Consider the following 16159-nt stretch of genomic DNA (forward strand, 5'->3'; position numbering starts at 1 on the left):
CGGGCACCACCTTGGCAATGGCATCGATGGCATTGCTGAAATGCATGGACCTTTCCCTGTCAGTGTACCTGACAGGGAAAGGTCTCATGATCAGCTTATTGAAGGTAGGCTTAACTGACTGGCATTACACCTGTGCAGCACGTTTTTATCGGCTCCTGCACCAACGGTCGGATCGAGGACCTGCGTGCCGCGGCCAGCATCGTGCACAAACGCCACGTCGCTCCGGGCGTCCGTGCGATGGTGGTACCCGGTTCCGGGGCCGTGAAAGCTCATGCGGAAGCCGAAGGCCTCGATCGGATCTTTACGCAGGCAGGCTTCGAGTGGCGCAATTCCGGTTGCTCGATGTGCCTGGCAATGAATGACGATGTCCTGACCGACGGCACACGCTGCGCTTCGACGACGAATCGCAACTTCGAGGGACGCCAGGGCCGAGGCGCCATCACCCATCTAATGAGCCCGGCAATGGCGGCTGCAGCCGCTGTGGCTGGATGCCTTACCGACGTACGTCGACTGGAGATCCTGCAATGACTGAGCACACTCGCATCAAGGGACGCTCTGCGGCGCTTCGCATCGAGAACCTCGACACGGACCAGATCATGCCCAAGCAATTCCTACGTGGCATCGACAAGTCAGGCCTGAAGGAGGGATTGCTTTACGACCTTCGTTTCGACGCTCAGGGACAAGCACGACCCGATTTCGTGCTTAACCAGCATTCACATGCAGACGCATCGATCCTGGTCGGTGGCTCCAACTTCGGCTGCGGATCGAGCCGCGAGCACGCCGTATGGGGTCTCCAGCAGTTCGGCATTCGAGCCGTGATCGCGCCGAGTTATGCCGAAATTTTCTACTCCAATGCAATGAACAACCGGTTGTTGCTGGTGACCTTGCCGCCAGCGCAGATCGCTCAGTTGATGGACGATGCCGATGCCCCCTCCAGGAATACGGTCGAGATCGACATCAAGGAGCAAAGCCTTACGAGCTATAGCGTTCAGGCTAATTTTGAACTGATGCCGCGCCACCTCAAAATGTTTCTTGAAGGTCTGGACAGTATCGGGCTTTCGTTGACCTATCAAAACGATATCTCAAAGTTCGCTGATCAACATTGGGCTCGCCAGCCCTGGTTGCGTGAAGTAGCGGCAATCACTCATCAGCGTCTCTGAAACTTTATAGTGAAACTCTGGAGGACATGGACGCACCACCGGGCCGGGAACTCTGGTGGGCCGAGTAGCTGGCAAGAACACAAACACAAAAAAGAACCCCCGCGTAAGCTCGTGAGAGCCAAGAGGCGGGGGCCGTGTTGGTCCTAATTCTAGGACTATGGCTGCATCATCACAGACTTACTTGTAACTAAAGGGCAAAGTCGCATGGCCATCGAGCAAGGAATCTGGAAGCTGGCAGGCAACACAGGTGAGCTGCCGCAGAAGCTGCGGCCCACGGGGCTTGCCGACGAGGGGCAGTTGGAAGAGCAGATCATGCAGGATGTCTCGATCCTCAACCGGGACTGGCTGCTGATCGGGCGCCAGGTGCGCACCGGCTTCGACAAGCTGATCGACCTGCTGGCGATCGACGCCAACGGCACAGTCGTCGTCATCGAGCTCAAGCGCGACAAGACGCCCCGCGACGTGGTGGCCCAGGCCATCGACTATGCCTCCTGGGTAGTCACCCTGGCCGACTACCAGCTGATCGAGATCTACCAGGCCTTCGCCGAGCGCTATCGGCGCCCTCACACCACGCTCGAGGACGCCTTCGCGGCCAAGTTCGGCATTCCCCTGGATGGCGTCACGCTCAACGAGAACCATCAGTTGGTGGTGGTGGCGACCCAGCTCGACGCCAGCAGCGAGCGGATCATCAACTACCTCAACGAGTACGCTCAGCTCTCGATCAACGCCATGTTCTTCGCCGCCTTCGAGGACCAGGGCAACCGTTACCTTAGCCGGGCCTGGATGATCGACCCGGACGAGCCATCACAGCCGGCTGCACGCAAAGCCCGCAAGGAGCCCTGGAACGGCGAGTACTACGCCTCCTTCGGCGATGATCGCCCCTGGGAGCTGGCACGCCACCATGGATTTATCGCCGGCGGCGGCGCGGCCTGGTACTCGAAGACACTTGCCATGCTGTCCGAGGGTGACCGCGTCTGGGTCAACATCCCCAAGACCGGCTATGTGGGCGTGGCCGAGGTGACCGGAGAGCGGTGCCGTGCCGATCAGTTCAGGGTACGGACCGAGCACGGCAGCACACCACTACGGGACATCACCTCGGAAAGTGATTATCCGCATCTCCACCGGGTTATCGATGAAGACGACGAGGAGGCAGCGGAATACCTCGTGCCGGTTCGCTGGGTGGCCTCTTTCCCGGCTTCCCAGGCGTTCAGCGAGGTCGGCCTGTTCGGCAACCAGAACACGGTCTGCAAGCCGACAACACCAAAATGGGAGCATACCGTGGCACGGCTGAAGCAGGCCTGGAAAATCGACGAGTCATGGTGAGTTTCAAGACTTGCCTCCAGCTTCTTGGGGGCGTATGCACATTGACCCATTGAGATGTAACAGTATTTCTCTAAAAAATGAGCCTATGGCACATCTTGCCGGTCAACACAGACGAAAGCGCTGATAAATCTAAAAGCAGCCGGCACGACTGACATCTTTGTTGGCAACCGGACTTGGGATCGCGTTCTTTCCGAGGTACCTTTATGCGCCTCACGCCCCGTGACACATGGCGTCTGTAACCTTTACTGCCAGGACTGCATTGATGGACGATTCCCTGCTGGTCAGCCTCCGCCGCTATCGGCCCCGAGAAGGCCGCGATAGCCTCGAGGACTACATCACCGAGATCTTCGCCTGGCTGCTGCGGAATTCCCGCGAAGTGGCCGACGCCTTTCTCGACATCGTCATGGCGCGTGTGCCGAAGGCGGATCGCATCGAGCTGCCCGATGCCGATCAGGAAATCACCTGGGACACCCAAGCGCCCTATCCGGGCGCGCGCCTCGACATGCTGGCCCAGTGGCCGGGTGGCGCGCTTCTGTTCGAACATAAGGTACATGCGCCGCTCACGGCCGAGCAGGTGAACAAGTATCGCGATCTGGCGGCGTCGGAGTTTCCCGGCCGAGTCGCACGGGTGATCGTTGTCTCCGCCAATACCGGCCAGCACCGCCCGGAAGCCCACGGCTGCCTGTGCTGGGCAAACGTATATAAGCTGCTGGAGCAGCAGCACGAGAGACTGACCGATCCCACCGAACAATTTCATATCGCGAGCTTTCTGGCCCTGCTGCGACACGAAGGGCTGCATCCGGCGGCGCCGATCAGCCATCAGGCGGTGGCATTCTACCCGGTGGCGTGGCGTTTCCCCGAGCAACTGGCGGCCGCGCTGACACCACTGGCGCACGCCGAATGGCCCCTGAGCGAGCATTATGAAGGGCGCGGCCCCAGCACCCGTTGGGGCCGGCTGGGGTTCGAGCTGATCCCCGCGGGTGGCCCCCTCCACTGGATGCCGGGGCTGTTTATCGGGGTAATTCTCGACGGGCGCGACCACCTGGTGCACAACCGGCATACCGACCGGGTGATGCTGAACGTCATTCTCGACTTCTCGGTCAAGGTGCACGATATCTACCCTCGGCTACCGAGCTATCAGAAGCTCGTGCATCAGCTTCAAGAGCTGACGCCAGGCAAGGGCTGGAGCTTCTACGATCATCTCGAGGATCGCCCGGCCAACTACCACCACCCCCTCTACCTGGAAACGCCTCTGCTCGACGTGCTGCGTGGAACGACCACCATGGAAGAGCAGCGAGAAGCGATTCGTCGCGCAGTCTGTGACGCTATCGACCTGCTACAGCACGATAACGCCCTGAAGGCGCTGACCGATGAAGTCCGGCACAAGGCGAGATCGTTGACCGAGACCTGATGTCAATGACGAGGGAACATCGTCCGACACCTACGATCTTGGCGCTGAGCGATGCTCCCACGGATTGAGTATGTCAATGCCAAGCGACTCGAAGTCCTTCACGTTGCGTGTGGCAAGCGTGGCGCGATGCTGTCGACAGATTGCGGCGATTTGAGCGTCAGCGGTATGTATCACCCTGCCCGCACGCTCACTGATGACCACTTGTTCTGCGTAGTGCACCGCCGCGACCTCATCGAACGGCAGAATGCGACCCGCAAAGTCTTCTTCGAACATCGCCGCCGCAATGGCGGCGAACCGGCGCTGGCGCTTGCCGCTAGGCAAGCGCTCTATGCCATAGAGAATTTCCGCCACGGTAATAGCGGAAATGGTCACGGCACTCGCGTCTTGGCTATCCAGCCAGTCGACGACGCACGCCTCCGGTTCGGGCCGCATGAGCTCGGATAACACGTTGGTATCCAGGGCGATCATGTATCGAGAGCCGGAGCACGAGGCTTATCAGACCTGGCTGGCACTTCCAGTTCGACACCTCCCTCCGCCGCAAAGCGCTCCCGTATACGACTGCCCAGCCCCCCTTTTTGAGGTTGGCTCAAGGCGCCGCGGAGAATAATACGCACTTCCTCTTCCATGGAGCGACCATGCCTGGCCGCTTCCATACGAAGCTGGGCCTTTAACTGCTCGTCCAGATTGCGAATCGTGATTGATGCCATGCTCGCCTCCCCATGCGCTCTCAATGCAATCAATGATAGCACTAAAACCATAAAAGACGCCTATCCACGACAGTGGATATGTTTGGAATTCTACGGTGGGAAGTGAAGGCGCTGTCGTTGCCTTCTGGTGTCACGCGAGCTACGGAAGGCATTAATGGTGGGCCCAGCAGGACTCGAACCTGCGACCAAGGGATTATGAGTGCAATACAGTGAAAAATCCAGACCGCGCCTGCAATGCGGTTATACTGAATAATCAGTCAGTTGGTGATTCCCAATGCTCACACTAGCCACAACGTTTCCTCGCAATCAGTAACCAAACCGCAACCAAAGCTGGCTGCTCTCAATGATTCCTAAATCGCCCCAGGTTTCATAGACAGCTCCAGAGCGAGGCAGGCGTAGTACCGACCACCGGCTCTCCGATAACATGGCCGGGTAGTGGAAGCATCGCTGCTGATGACCGACCCGCTACTAACCTTGGCGGGCCAAGCTTGCCTACGGAGGCTTCGATGCTGAACGCCGACATCATCAGGAAGGATGACGATCGCTACCAGGTCATGGCGATGGTTGACGATCTGCAGAACGTTCTCCCCAGCATGTCGCTGGGGTTGAATCCGGAGATTCTTGAACTCGGTATGGCGTACCGCTTCTTCCTCGGCTGGTCCGCCGATCACAGCATCTGGATGCTGTGGGCCGTCGATGTGGATGACCCCACTGGTCAGCCGAGGCCGGATCACCTAGTCGCCTGGCTGACCGACCCCCCCGAAAAGAACCTGGAAGCTATCACCGATGGCCTGATTGAGCTGTTCCGCAAGGCTAGGCGGCGGCCATGGATCACGGATGACGACATCCGGGCCACACTAGAGACACTCGATTTCTCGATACCCACTGTGGAGGCGCTGCTGCCCGATGCGCCTGATCGTTGGCGGCCGCTTCCTGCCAGATTCGGTGTTCTCTTTGCCTTATCTGAGGGATGGGGCGTGAACCGAGAAATGTTCCTGGCTTGGCAACGTCACGACGCCGACAGCATCATCGCCACTCTAGCCGAGGGCCGACGTGATGGCACACTGCTGATTTACACACTGCAGACCGAGAACGTGATGCCGATGGAGCCTTACGAGATCGACTGGCCGCTGCTGCGCCGGGGGAAGAACCCGCCCCAGGCGAAAGCAGTAAAGGAAGCTCAACGCCTGTGCCGTATCTATCAGCATGTCGAAAGAACCGTTGGTTTCGGCGCCACAACCCCTGCCTTCGACTCTGCTGTGATCCGGCTCGCTGTTTCTGGCAGAACCCCTGATGATGCTATAAACAACTGGTATGCCGTCGCCAAGCCACTCCGCCGCTTACTCCGGAAGTACCATTTAGATGCTGCTCGAACGCGATAGGAAAAGTTTGATTGCTCGCTTTCCCTTAACACACAACCACCGTGTGGTTATTTCACCCCATCAACCGAGCATCTAATTTGCACTTTCTCTCAACCTCCTCGCCACCTCATGTCCCGTGCGACTGTCCTTCTTCATATCGCCTAGCTGTCTGAGGATCATGTCTCGCGTGGCAGTAAGCAGCAATGGGTCGGCATCGACCTGCACAGCCGCCGCCTTCTCTCGAATCGGCCATAGCAGCGTGTCCTTCAAGGCCAGCATACCGTTACGATCCGGCGCATCGAACTTGAGATGAACTCGTTGACCATGGCGATGGCTAACATCACCTCGGAATCGGTCCAGCTCCGCTATTTGGCTGTTGGGGGTATCGGGGTTTCGCTTGAGCTTCTGCTCCGCCAGGCTTGCAGCCGCAGAATCGAGCATGACCTTCTGTTGTCGACCGACGCGATCATCCTGGCGCCCCATCCGATAGCCCGCACGAGCCAACAACTCAATCTCGCCACTCTCAGGTAGCTCAGCATCCAAGGCTCCTTCAGTGGTGGTCAGGCTCTGGCCAGCAACCTGCAAGGCTGCCAACGGCTTGCGCTCCTGCCATGCCGACTGAACAGCTTCGAATGGCTGCAGCATATAGTCGAGCAGCTTCTCGAAGACAGGATCGCCGTAGGTGGCGAAATGCAGGCGTCGCCTGCCCTCGTCTCCCAGCCCATGCTCAAACAACTCGCGGGAGATAGTCAGAAGTACATCGCTCGGTACTCCAGGAACATCCACGAGGCGGAATGCGTCGCCATGAGCGAAGCTCTCGATGCCGCCGCCCAACGCCTTCAGGTAGGCACTCTCAGTAATGACCTGCCAGATGTTTTTCAAGGAAGCTGGCAGCGGCTCGCTTCCCTGCTGAGCTTCCAGATGTTCGTAGGCAGCCTTCTGCTCCTGGGCTTTGAACTCGGTGAGCCGTTGGCGCTCCTGAATCCGCTTTGCATGGGCCTGAGCACGGCGAATCAGCTCATCCTCATCGATCTTGCCTTCTTCGCCCTCGGCCTTGGCGTAGTCCTCAAAGTCTTCGGGCTGGATGGGTAAGAGAGAAAACTGCAGCTCCCCCGAGACAGTCAGCGCCTCGCGGAAGCGCTTGACCAGGCGAGAATACACCACCTCTTCCACGCTGCCCTGATAGAGGTAGTTCAGCACATGGATCTGCGTATGGTGCTGGCCGATGCGGTCGATACGGCCGATACGCTGCTCCAGCATCATGGGATTCCAGGGCAGGTCGAAGTTGATCAGCAGATCGGCACTCTGCAGGTTGAGGCCCTCGGCAGCCGCATCCGTGCACAGCAGGATATCGATGTTCCCTGCCACGAAGCGCTGCTTAATCGTGGTGCGATCCATCCGCTCCGTCCGAAACTCTCCGGCTCGCCGCAGCGTGCCGCCGGCTCCTGAAAAGGTACCGATTGGGCACCCCGGCAGACGCCGACGCAACTCCCCATGCAAGTACTCCATGGTGTCGGTGTAGCGAGTGAACAGCACCAGCTGACGTACTCGGTCGCTGCCGTTGTTACGCCGCTGGTCGATATGCTCAAGCAGCTGACGCACCTTTCGCGGCGTGGCGGGCAGCTTGTCCATGGTGGTAAGCAACCGTGAGACAGCGCCCTGCTCCCAGGTTAGGTCACTCTCGGTCCGGTGCTTGAGGATCAGTCCTTCCACCTCGTCGTCCGGTAGCTCTTCGAGTTCTTCACGCGAGCCATCCGAAGTCGCGAACTGTTGCGCCTTGTGGTCGAGCGTCTGCTGTATCTTTGCCAGGCGTCGCACCAGAGAGCATCGCAACGCATGAAAGGACGATGCATAGCGCAACCGCAGGAAGCTCAGGTAGAAACCGATAGCAGCCCGCTGCTGGCCCTCTTCCATATTGGAGGCCATTTGATTTGCCAGGTCGGCGCAGTACTCCTGCAGCTGGTCATAGACCTCACGTTCAATACCACCGAGCGGAATGATGCTGGGGGTAACCTCACGCCAGGCGAGGTTGGCATTCAGCAGACCCTCACGCTGGTAAGCGCGCAGAAGCGAGCGAGTATGCCGCAACATACTGCGCCCTAGCGGCGCCAACAGGCTCAAGGCTGGTTGAACCTCATCCCACACCATCGGCTCCAGCCAGCGGTCAGTGAAGTCCTCCAACCCAGACTTACCGAACGGGCTCAGCACATGTTCGTTGACGAAGTGCCACTGCTCGGGCGAAGAAGTCCGCACATTGTTCAAGTAACGACGCAGCCACTCACTCTCGTAATCCGCCATCGGCTCCTGGTTAAGCAGCTTGTCGCGTACCCGGTAGAAGATTTCGCATAGATCCTCGGAGAACTGTACGGCGCCAGCGGAGGGCATCAACTTCAGCAGATCGAAGGCCTCAACACGATTGAGCTGCATCGGCGTAGCCGTGGCCAGCAACAGAGTGCGCGATTTACCGTACAGCGAACTCTGCAGCTCCTGATAAAGCTTGTTGAAGCGGGGAATGACAGACTGATTATCCGGTGTCTGCCTCCTGGCCTTGTGCGCTTCGTCCACCAGCACCAGGTCGGTCTCGGGAAGATTGGCCAGCAGCCTGCCACCGTGGCGGTTGATCACCAACCCCGTCGAGATAATCTCCAGTGGCGCATCGAACATCCGGCCTTGCCCCTGTTCCGGCTCGCCCCCCAGTGGGTCGATGCGTTCCCAGCGTCCCTTGCGGCTGGTGCGCCTGACGAAAGGTAGATAGAACTTCTCGGCCATTTCCACCAGCCACTGCGAAGTCAGCGAGGCCGGCGCAAATACCCGAATCGTGTTGGCACGACCACTCAACCATAGGGCTCTGAAGGCCAGCCCTGCCTCAATAGTCTTGCCAAGGCCCACCTCATCACACAGCAAATGGTTGCGGGGGTAGGTCTCCAGCAAGCGGCTGGCCACGAAGCGCTGATGTGGCCAAGGCTCGATGGGCGTGGTCTCGATAGCAACGCGCTCCCCGCCCGGCAGCAGTGGAGCGAGGCGCAGCATGGCGAAACGCAGCCGTTCGGGAAAGCTCGGGGCGAGCTCATCCCTTTCTCGTACCTGTTTCGAGTGTATGGGCATCGGCGTGCCATCAATCTCGCGCAGTCCGCCAGCGTTGCGAGCAATCTTTACCAGTTCGGCCTCGACCGCCTCAGGGAGTGAAAAGGTCCTGATCGCCGGGTGGTTACCCTGCCACAGGGCCTTGAAATTCCGATGCTTCTGAGGAATCGCCTTCCTCCCCCAATCCTCCCATGAGGGGTGCACATTGATGTTCTCGGCATTGATGGCCAACGCCGTCTTCGACTCGTTGAGCGAACCAGAAAGATACAACTCATCCTGGCCATCGCCGAGAATCGCCCACTTCTCATGTAGGTAACCATCCTGGGCATAATCCAATGGCTGCGGTGATCCATCCTTGGCATTTACCCGCAGGCCGACGCGAATGCTGAGGTGGCCATTGGCCACCATCCATGCCAGCAGCTCGACGCCATGACGCAAGGCGGATGGCCACTGCTGACTAGATTTCAGCTCTGCCAGCATGACCTGGCTGGTACGCTGCTCGTCACCATGCAGGATCGCGGCAGCATCATCGGGATCAAGCTGCATCCCGACCACGAAGCGCGCCTCTCCGCCGTTCTCGATGAAACGCGAAAACCCCTGTGATGCCGCCGCCAGCGAAGAGGAGCTGAAGTAGCCGGCGACACGGTCGTAGCGTGTCGCCCGGCTCAGGGCCGGGATGTAGAAATCGTGCAGAACATCAACCAGCTTGCCATCTTCACGGATGTCGGAGGTGGCATAGCTCGGTTCCCAGGGATAATCACGTATTGCCATGCCTGGCGCTCCTGTCATTGGATACTTACCGATAAAGGCATAATTCCATCAGCATTGCACATCAGGCTGCTAGCTTACGATTGGCCTTTCCGGGTCATGCTCAAAGCCAGCCGATAAAGCTCGGGCACGCGATACCGCTCGGCACTCTGCTCCGTCCCCTCGTGAATACCCAGTAGCCCAACCTCCTTGGCCAGGGTTAGCTGACCTTTATCTAAGCTATCTAGTTCGCTTGCATCAAAGGGTGTGCGGGCTATTTCACGCAGGTGATCAGTCAGCGTTTCCATCTCTTGAAACTCTTCAATCAAAGAGTCTAGAGCTAGCTTAGATACGCTTGGTAACACTTTTATTAATGTGTTGGGTCGAATCAGGCTGCGCGGATAAGGAGCCTTGGGCTCCTGTTCTTTTTCATGCTCTACGGCAGCACCTAACAGCTGTAGAAGGTGGCGCGGAGCATGATCATTATTGGCATCTGCCAGACGTGTCCATATCCAGTTGCGGGTAAACGCTGTTCTTCCACCGCTCATACGCACGCCGACAATAAGATGCCAAACGTCGATTACGTCATCGTCAGTCCATTGCTCAAAAGGTTCATCCAGCCGTGACGGCGACGGCAATGCTGCCTTTATCCATCCGGCAAATTTCTTTGAGCGCCACAGCTGTTTGACCAGAACTTTCAAGAAGCTATTTTGGTCGCCCCATTGAAGCATGACGGAACGGCCGTAAAGATGGCTTTTATTTTCAAACCGCAATTCTCTCCAGATATCTTCACGCAGAAGAACCTTAAAGCGGATGTTCTCTAAACGCTTCTCCCACTCAAGCACCATCGAAATAAGCCCAACCAAGGCTGAAGCACGACGCTTACGGTCAGTTTGAGCATTGCCAAACTGCGTATCCAAACCATCCCAAAGAAGCGTGAGCGGCTTTTCCATTGACTGATCAAACTGTTGAAAAGCGGTTTCCAACCTAAGACTAAACATGGGTTGTGACGACAGATATTTCATCCAGTGCACAAACTCGACGGTATTATTCGGTAACGGCTTTTCCAGAAGCTGATCAGCAATAAAATCAGTATCGATACAACCCTTTTCGCACGCCAGCACCAATAAGTATGTCATCCATACCTGGTTCCATTGCATGGCTTGGGGCTCGACGAGATTATTTTCCAACTCCTTGAAAAGCGCTTCCCCCAAGCGGATTTTGCTGACATTATCAGGCAAAGGTGACATCACCGGCATAACGCTATTCGATTCGCCATGTTCTTCTTTTATGCGCCGGAATAATGCTGTTTTCCCAGTTCCTTTCCTACCCAACACTAAGGGTCTTTTCAAGTCGAGTGCGCGACGCACTACGTCGGTCTCGATAAACACATCCAGAAGGTTCTTCTGATCCTCAGCTGCTCCCGTATCAACGTAAACATCATCCAGGATGTCTATTTTTTCCCAGCTAGTCGAAGGCGGCGCCTCTTCATTCTCTTCCATCGGTAATAAGCCGGTCACCCAATCCGCTACCGGGCGATACAGTGAATCGATATCATTAATTTCCAGCACATGCTGACTGGCTGCCAATGCTTCCTGGTAAGGGACCCAGTGGGTAATATCGCCCTCATTCAGCTCCAGCAAGCCGTTGTCCTGGCGCACTTTCTGGACGGGAGAAAGCCACTCGGCTACCCATTCCAGCGCACGGTGATATAGCGCCTGGCTCAACTGAGGCGTAGCCGGAAGCGGCCCCACCAGGAAGCGAATTTCCGGGGCAGTAGGTTCACGGCCAGACTGTGCCGAGCGATGATTTGATGCGGCCATTAAGCCTTGAACCAACGCCTCGGTGCCTCGCCGCGCCTGCTCGTGCGGAAACATAGCCACCACGGCCAAATCTGCCTGCTCAAAGAGAAGTGGCGCACTAATCGCGCTAATGCCGGTACGAGAGTCGATCAGTATCACATCAGGCGTAAAAGGCAAGCCTTCACGCACTCCTTGCATCAGCATGCGCAGCGGGTTAGCTTCTTCTGTATACCAGGCACTGGGATCAAGCAGGCTTAAATCGTTGGCATACTTGGCATCTGGCAAGCCGGCGGGAATCAAGAAAAGCCTGCCCTCGTCGTCTACCGGCAGTAGATGGTGGGAAAAATCCGGCTCGCTGCCCTGATCCAGCTGCATCAGTAGCTCCACCACACCTCGGTCTCTTTCAACTTCATGCTCAACGTTGAAAAGCGCCGCCAGCCCTGGGGCTTCAATATCCATATCAAGGCAGACCACCTGTTTGCCGGCTCTGGCCAGCAAACGTGCCGTATGGGCCAACGATGTGGAGCGCCCAACACCACCGCGCAGCGAATAGAACGTTGCCGTTATGGGCGGCGTCAGCTCATCTTCACCATCGGAGAGAAATCTGACTAGAGCCTGTTCTTTTACCTTATATGAACCTCGAGCCAGGCTTTCCGGCCATAAAGGTAACGCAGAGGCTTCAGCTGAGGGCATTGGCCCCGCCTCCTTAGCTTCTTCCGGCGTCAAAAACTCTCGCCAGGTGATTTGCTCACCTGCCAACACACCGGCGATCACTTGACGACGCTCGGTATCGCTCATATCAGCAAACCCCAGGGAGATAATACGCAGCATCCAGCCGCCTTCCGGATCCATCACGGCGACAACGTTGACATCTGAAAAACCCTGCTCTGCTAGCACCGCTTCAATGCTTGACGTTAACTCCGTGGTATTCATAGTTGCCCGCTCCGCCGCTGGCGCTTCTTGGCCTTGCGCATTAACTGTTTGGCAATATAACCATGTAGATTTCCTGCCGCTTTAACACACTCACAAGGCTTGTGCGGTAGCTGTTCAGCACGCTGAAGATAGCGCCAGTCCACTGCCCAATCTGACAAGAACCAAGCATCGTTTTTGAAGTGGCTCAGGTTTAAGCCAGCCAGCCGAACCAGATTAACAAGGTCGTGCCCTCTAGCCTTTCCCCCGTTTCCTGCTGCATAGGCTTTCAAAGCGCACTCAACTCCATAGCCGGATAAGTAGGCAGGGCCTACCGATGCATTCATCTGCTCTTGGATGCTACGTGCCTCTTTCAGGCGCGCCTCTGCAACGGTCATCCATTGATCTGATGTTTGCGGATCCATCGCTGCTCCCTGGCTCATCATTTAACCGCAGTCTGGCAAGCTTACAGCTCGTAGTCGATCAGCTGAGCTTCTCGCTTGAGTTCATCATCGCGGCATTCCTTGGCCCATACTCTAAGCAGGCCGCGCAGGGCGTCGCTGTCGCGCTTGCCGTGCTCGCTGAGGTAGTTACGCGCTGCGACGATGCCACCTTCACGATGCGTCATGATCAGCCCACCGAGCACGTCCCACAGCGTCTGAGGGTTCTCCAGGCGGGCGGAGGCGCGCTCCTCGGGCATGAGCAGGCGCAGCTTGTTGCCTTTGATGGCCAGTGGTGCGGCGCACTCGTCTTCGCCAACGTTGGCATAGGCCACCATGTCGTCATTGGCCTTATAATTGCCGTTTTTCAATTGCAGGCGAAAGTTGAGCGAACGGCTCATCTGCAACGCGTCATCGAAGGCGAAGTCACCCAGGCCGTTAATGCCGAGCGCAATGACTGCCAGGCGGGATTCGGCGTCCAGGTCGTCGACGGTGACGAGGCCACCGGAGAGGCGGCTGACCTCCTCCTCGGCCACCACGCGGGCGGCTTCCTGCATGGCGCGGGTGGGCGGTACCTCGTCGTCGCCATCCTGTACTGGCCAGTGGGCGGAGTAGACGCGCAGCGCACGGCCCCAGGAGGCGATCATGCGGTCGACGGGGTTTAGCTTGAGGCGCTCGAACTCGCCGAGACCTTCACGTACCGCAGTTTCCAGCTTGCCCTTGACCTCATAGGCCCAGCTGGAGGGCTCGCGATCACCGCGACCCGCCGGACGGCAGGCGATAAAGATCGTCGATGCTGCAGCGGCGAGGTTAAGCTGGTGAGTGGAGGCACCAAACTCAGAGTCAACAGGATAAGTGGCAGTAATGTCCCAGCCAGACTGGATCAGAGAGTTTGTCAAAGTCTCCCAGGCATCGGAGCTCTTATGGGTAAACATCAGGGTCATGATGCCTTCCGGCTTAAGCACCCGCTTACTCTCGATAAAGATGCCCTTCATCCGCTCCTCATAGCGCGCCTTGGCGTCCTTAGCTGAGCCATCTCGAGCCGGGTTGGCGACTGCTTCAGGAACTTTGTCCGTCACTTCACCATCGAACCACCCGGGATATAGATCACCTAATGTCTTTTTCTGCCAGACATAATAGAAATCGGAGAGTTCGCTGTACTGGACATTATCGTAATAAGGTGGATCCATCACCACAGCATCAACAGAGCTATCGCTTAATTCACTAATATTAGACGCTGAACCCATGTATTGCTTCAGGAAATTTTCTGCATTGCCAACAACATTCTTACAAGCCGGGGCAACAAGCTCTGCCATTTCCTCAAGCGCTTCAAAAACAGACTTTTGAGCCCAAACAAATCCCGAGGACGCACCAGAAAGGACCATTTCTCCAAAAGTCCATTTGAGAGAAAAGTCGTGACGCCCAAAAGTACCAGAAACTTGCCCACGCTGCTGGATCCAACGTGTTTGACGACTCCCATAATCAACAATCTTGTCAATCGAGAGCTGAAGGTAGGTAATCACCGCTCGGCCCTTTTCTTCACCAAGCTCAGCGATAATTTTCGGCTTCAAGTCATGCAGTGCTTCCATTAACGTTAAATGGCCAAGCAGCTGACGGGGGGTAAACATCTCATCCCAAGCGTTCATGCCATATCGCATTGGCTCACTAGTCTTACTACCAGCCGGAATTGGCTCATTAGGCACTAGCCCCTTCATCTCAAAATCCAGGCGCCGTTCTTCGAGCTCGCGTTCTGCCGCCAGCAATGCCTGCAGATCCGTTTCATTGGGCGCCCGGAAGTAGCGCACCTTATGGGCCTTGATCTCACCCTTTCGCTCACCGGAAGCGTAACGCTGCACCTTACCGTGCTTGTCCAGCTTTGGCTCCAGACGGACGCCGACAACGCTGTAGAGCACGTCTTGCCACTGACCAAATTCAGACTCGCCACGAGCCTGGCGCTTTATCTCGTCACCAGAGATCGCCTGGTGGCAGTGCACACACTGCCCAACGCCACGACTAACGGTTCCGTTATCCAAGTTTTCACCGTTAGGTCCACGATTATCAGAGGAAACGTCAAAAGACTCAAAGCGCACAGTTTTATCCGGCTGAGGCTTAACAGAAACACCACAGTGCTCTCCCTTTTTAGAGAGCCATAGGGAGTTAAGTAACGGTGCATCACCTTCACAATGTGGACAAGTCACTTGGCGACAATGGAGGTAAGAAGTATCTCGATAGACTGCTCGCGGATTATCTGGAGAAATTTCTACATCACAGCTAGGGAAGAATGGACGCATGTCTTCATCTAGCTGATTCTCAAGCTTCTCTCCCCAATGTTTGATATCGTTCAACAGATCACTTCCGAAGCGTGCCGGGTAGTCCAGTGTCGCCTTGAGAATAACGCTAGCAACGGGGTTGAGCTCATTGGCAATCACTTTATGGCCGAGGCGCAGCGCCTCGAAGGGGATTGACCCCCCCCCTGCAGTCGGATCCAAAATGACTTTGGGCTCTTTAGTAAGGGGTGCTTTATTCTGGTAGGCACGATCATAGCCGTAGAGATTAGGCACCCTAACATTCGCCTGCTTTGCAAGCTCCATTAGTTCCTTGAACCAGGCTGGATCCCCCATCTCTTCATGGACATATAGCCTCTCCCCTTTTTGAGGAAGGTAAGGGAAATCCTGCACAACAATCTGCCATTTCTGTATTGCTTCTTGTTCGACTAGCTCCGGCGTTTTATCCAACATCCTGCGTATCAAATACTGCTGTTCGCTGCGTGCTTCTTGCTCCTTGATCAAGGCGCGATGGACCACCCCGTCCACTTCCAATGTCGATTGACCTTCATGAGTCTCGACTCGATCACGGAGCTTGGCTTCATCCAGTATCCAGCAAACACCACCCACGTTAGCCACTTGAATACGAATGCCGAGTGCTTTGATAAACGCTTCCGGATCAGCATCAGCCGGCAGCAGAGAAGCCAAAACGGCCGCCCTGCTGGGAGTGAGGGGACGACGGGCCCACCAAACATGAAGCCTGGCTGTCGGAGGCTGTTTTCCAGTATCACGTTCACGCCGAGTCTCAGCCCCCACCTGGTGGCAGGGGAAGCCGGATTCGATCAGGCACTGGTCGTTGCTGAAATCCATGGTTCTGCTTCCTTGTAAAGCGTCAGCCAGGCGGCGAGCCTGGCTGATCTTATATGCGGCGCGGGAGCGCCCGGTTACCTT

Annotated in this window: 10 protein-coding genes and 1 pseudogene; 5 read left to right on the forward strand and 6 right to left on the reverse strand. The window is 56.8% G+C overall.

Going from position 1 to position 16159, the window contains the following annotated elements:
- Positions 1-129 precede the first annotated feature (129 nt).
- The 4 genes and pseudogenes from HR9077_RS12585 to HR9077_RS12600 all read left to right on the forward strand — a co-directional run.
- Positions 130-528 (forward strand): annotated as a pseudogene (locus HR9077_RS12585) (aconitase family protein); the annotation flags it as partial.
- Positions 525-1160 carry a 3-isopropylmalate dehydratase small subunit gene (leuD, locus tag HR9077_RS12590; RefSeq protein WP_136067353.1) on the forward strand — a complete coding sequence of 212 codons (636 nt, stop codon included), beginning with the start codon at positions 525-527 and terminating at the stop codon, positions 1158-1160. The pseudogene HR9077_RS12585 and the gene leuD, both read left to right, overlap by 4 nt.
- A 204-nt stretch (positions 1161-1364) precedes the next feature.
- A complete protein-coding gene (locus tag HR9077_RS12595; protein ID WP_136067354.1) occupies positions 1365-2483 on the forward strand; it encodes a PDDEXK family nuclease in 1119 nt (372 codons plus the stop codon).
- A gap of 262 nt (positions 2484-2745) precedes the next feature.
- Positions 2746-3894, forward strand: coding sequence for a PD-(D/E)XK nuclease family protein (locus HR9077_RS12600; protein ID WP_168380942.1), 1149 nt, complete (start codon positions 2746-2748; stop codon positions 3892-3894).
- A 30-nt stretch (positions 3895-3924) separates the two neighbouring features.
- On the opposite strand, the gene HR9077_RS12605 is transcribed toward HR9077_RS12600, so the two are convergent.
- Together HR9077_RS12605 and HR9077_RS12610 are read right to left on the reverse strand one after the other, a co-directional pair.
- Entirely contained in the window at positions 3925-4362 is a 438-nt protein-coding gene (locus tag HR9077_RS12605; RefSeq protein WP_136067356.1) for a type II toxin-antitoxin system VapC family toxin, read from the reverse strand.
- Positions 4359-4601: a FitA-like ribbon-helix-helix domain-containing protein gene (locus tag HR9077_RS12610; protein WP_136067357.1), complete on the reverse strand. Its 243-nt coding sequence runs from the start codon at positions 4599-4601 to the stop codon at positions 4359-4361. The genes HR9077_RS12605 and HR9077_RS12610 overlap by 4 nt, the downstream gene beginning before the upstream one ends.
- A 506-nt stretch (positions 4602-5107) precedes the next feature.
- On the opposite strand from HR9077_RS12610, the gene HR9077_RS12615 reads away from it, so the two are divergent.
- A complete protein-coding gene (locus HR9077_RS12615) occupies positions 5108-5983 on the forward strand; it encodes a hypothetical protein (protein ID WP_136067358.1) in 876 nt (291 codons plus the stop codon).
- 72 nt (positions 5984-6055) lie between these two features.
- Here HR9077_RS12615 and HR9077_RS12620 read toward each other — a convergent pair whose 3' ends face one another.
- The 4 genes from HR9077_RS12620 to HR9077_RS12635 all read right to left on the reverse strand — a co-directional run bounded on the left by HR9077_RS12620 (position 6056) and on the right by HR9077_RS12635 (position 16078).
- On the reverse strand, positions 6056-9817 hold the full coding sequence (locus HR9077_RS12620; protein WP_168380943.1) for a helicase-related protein: 3762 nt from the start codon (positions 9815-9817) through the stop codon (positions 6056-6058).
- 74 nt (positions 9818-9891) lie between these two features.
- The gene (locus HR9077_RS12625) at positions 9892-12528 is read right to left on the reverse strand and encodes a tyrosine-protein kinase family protein (RefSeq protein WP_136067360.1); all 2637 of its coding nucleotides are present in this window, start codon (positions 12526-12528) and stop codon (positions 9892-9894) included.
- A complete protein-coding gene (locus tag HR9077_RS12630; protein WP_168380944.1) occupies positions 12525-12929 on the reverse strand; it encodes a HEPN domain-containing protein in 405 nt (134 codons plus the stop codon). The genes HR9077_RS12625 and HR9077_RS12630 overlap by 4 nt, the downstream gene beginning before the upstream one ends.
- A gap of 41 nt (positions 12930-12970) precedes the next feature.
- On the reverse strand, positions 12971-16078 hold the full coding sequence (locus HR9077_RS12635; RefSeq protein ID WP_136067362.1) for a DUF1156 domain-containing protein: 3108 nt from the start codon (positions 16076-16078) through the stop codon (positions 12971-12973).
- Positions 16079-16159 lie beyond the last annotated feature (81 nt).

The organism is Modicisalibacter radicis (assembly GCF_900961225.1).
In the GTDB taxonomy this organism is placed as follows: domain Bacteria; phylum Pseudomonadota; class Gammaproteobacteria; order Pseudomonadales; family Halomonadaceae; genus Modicisalibacter.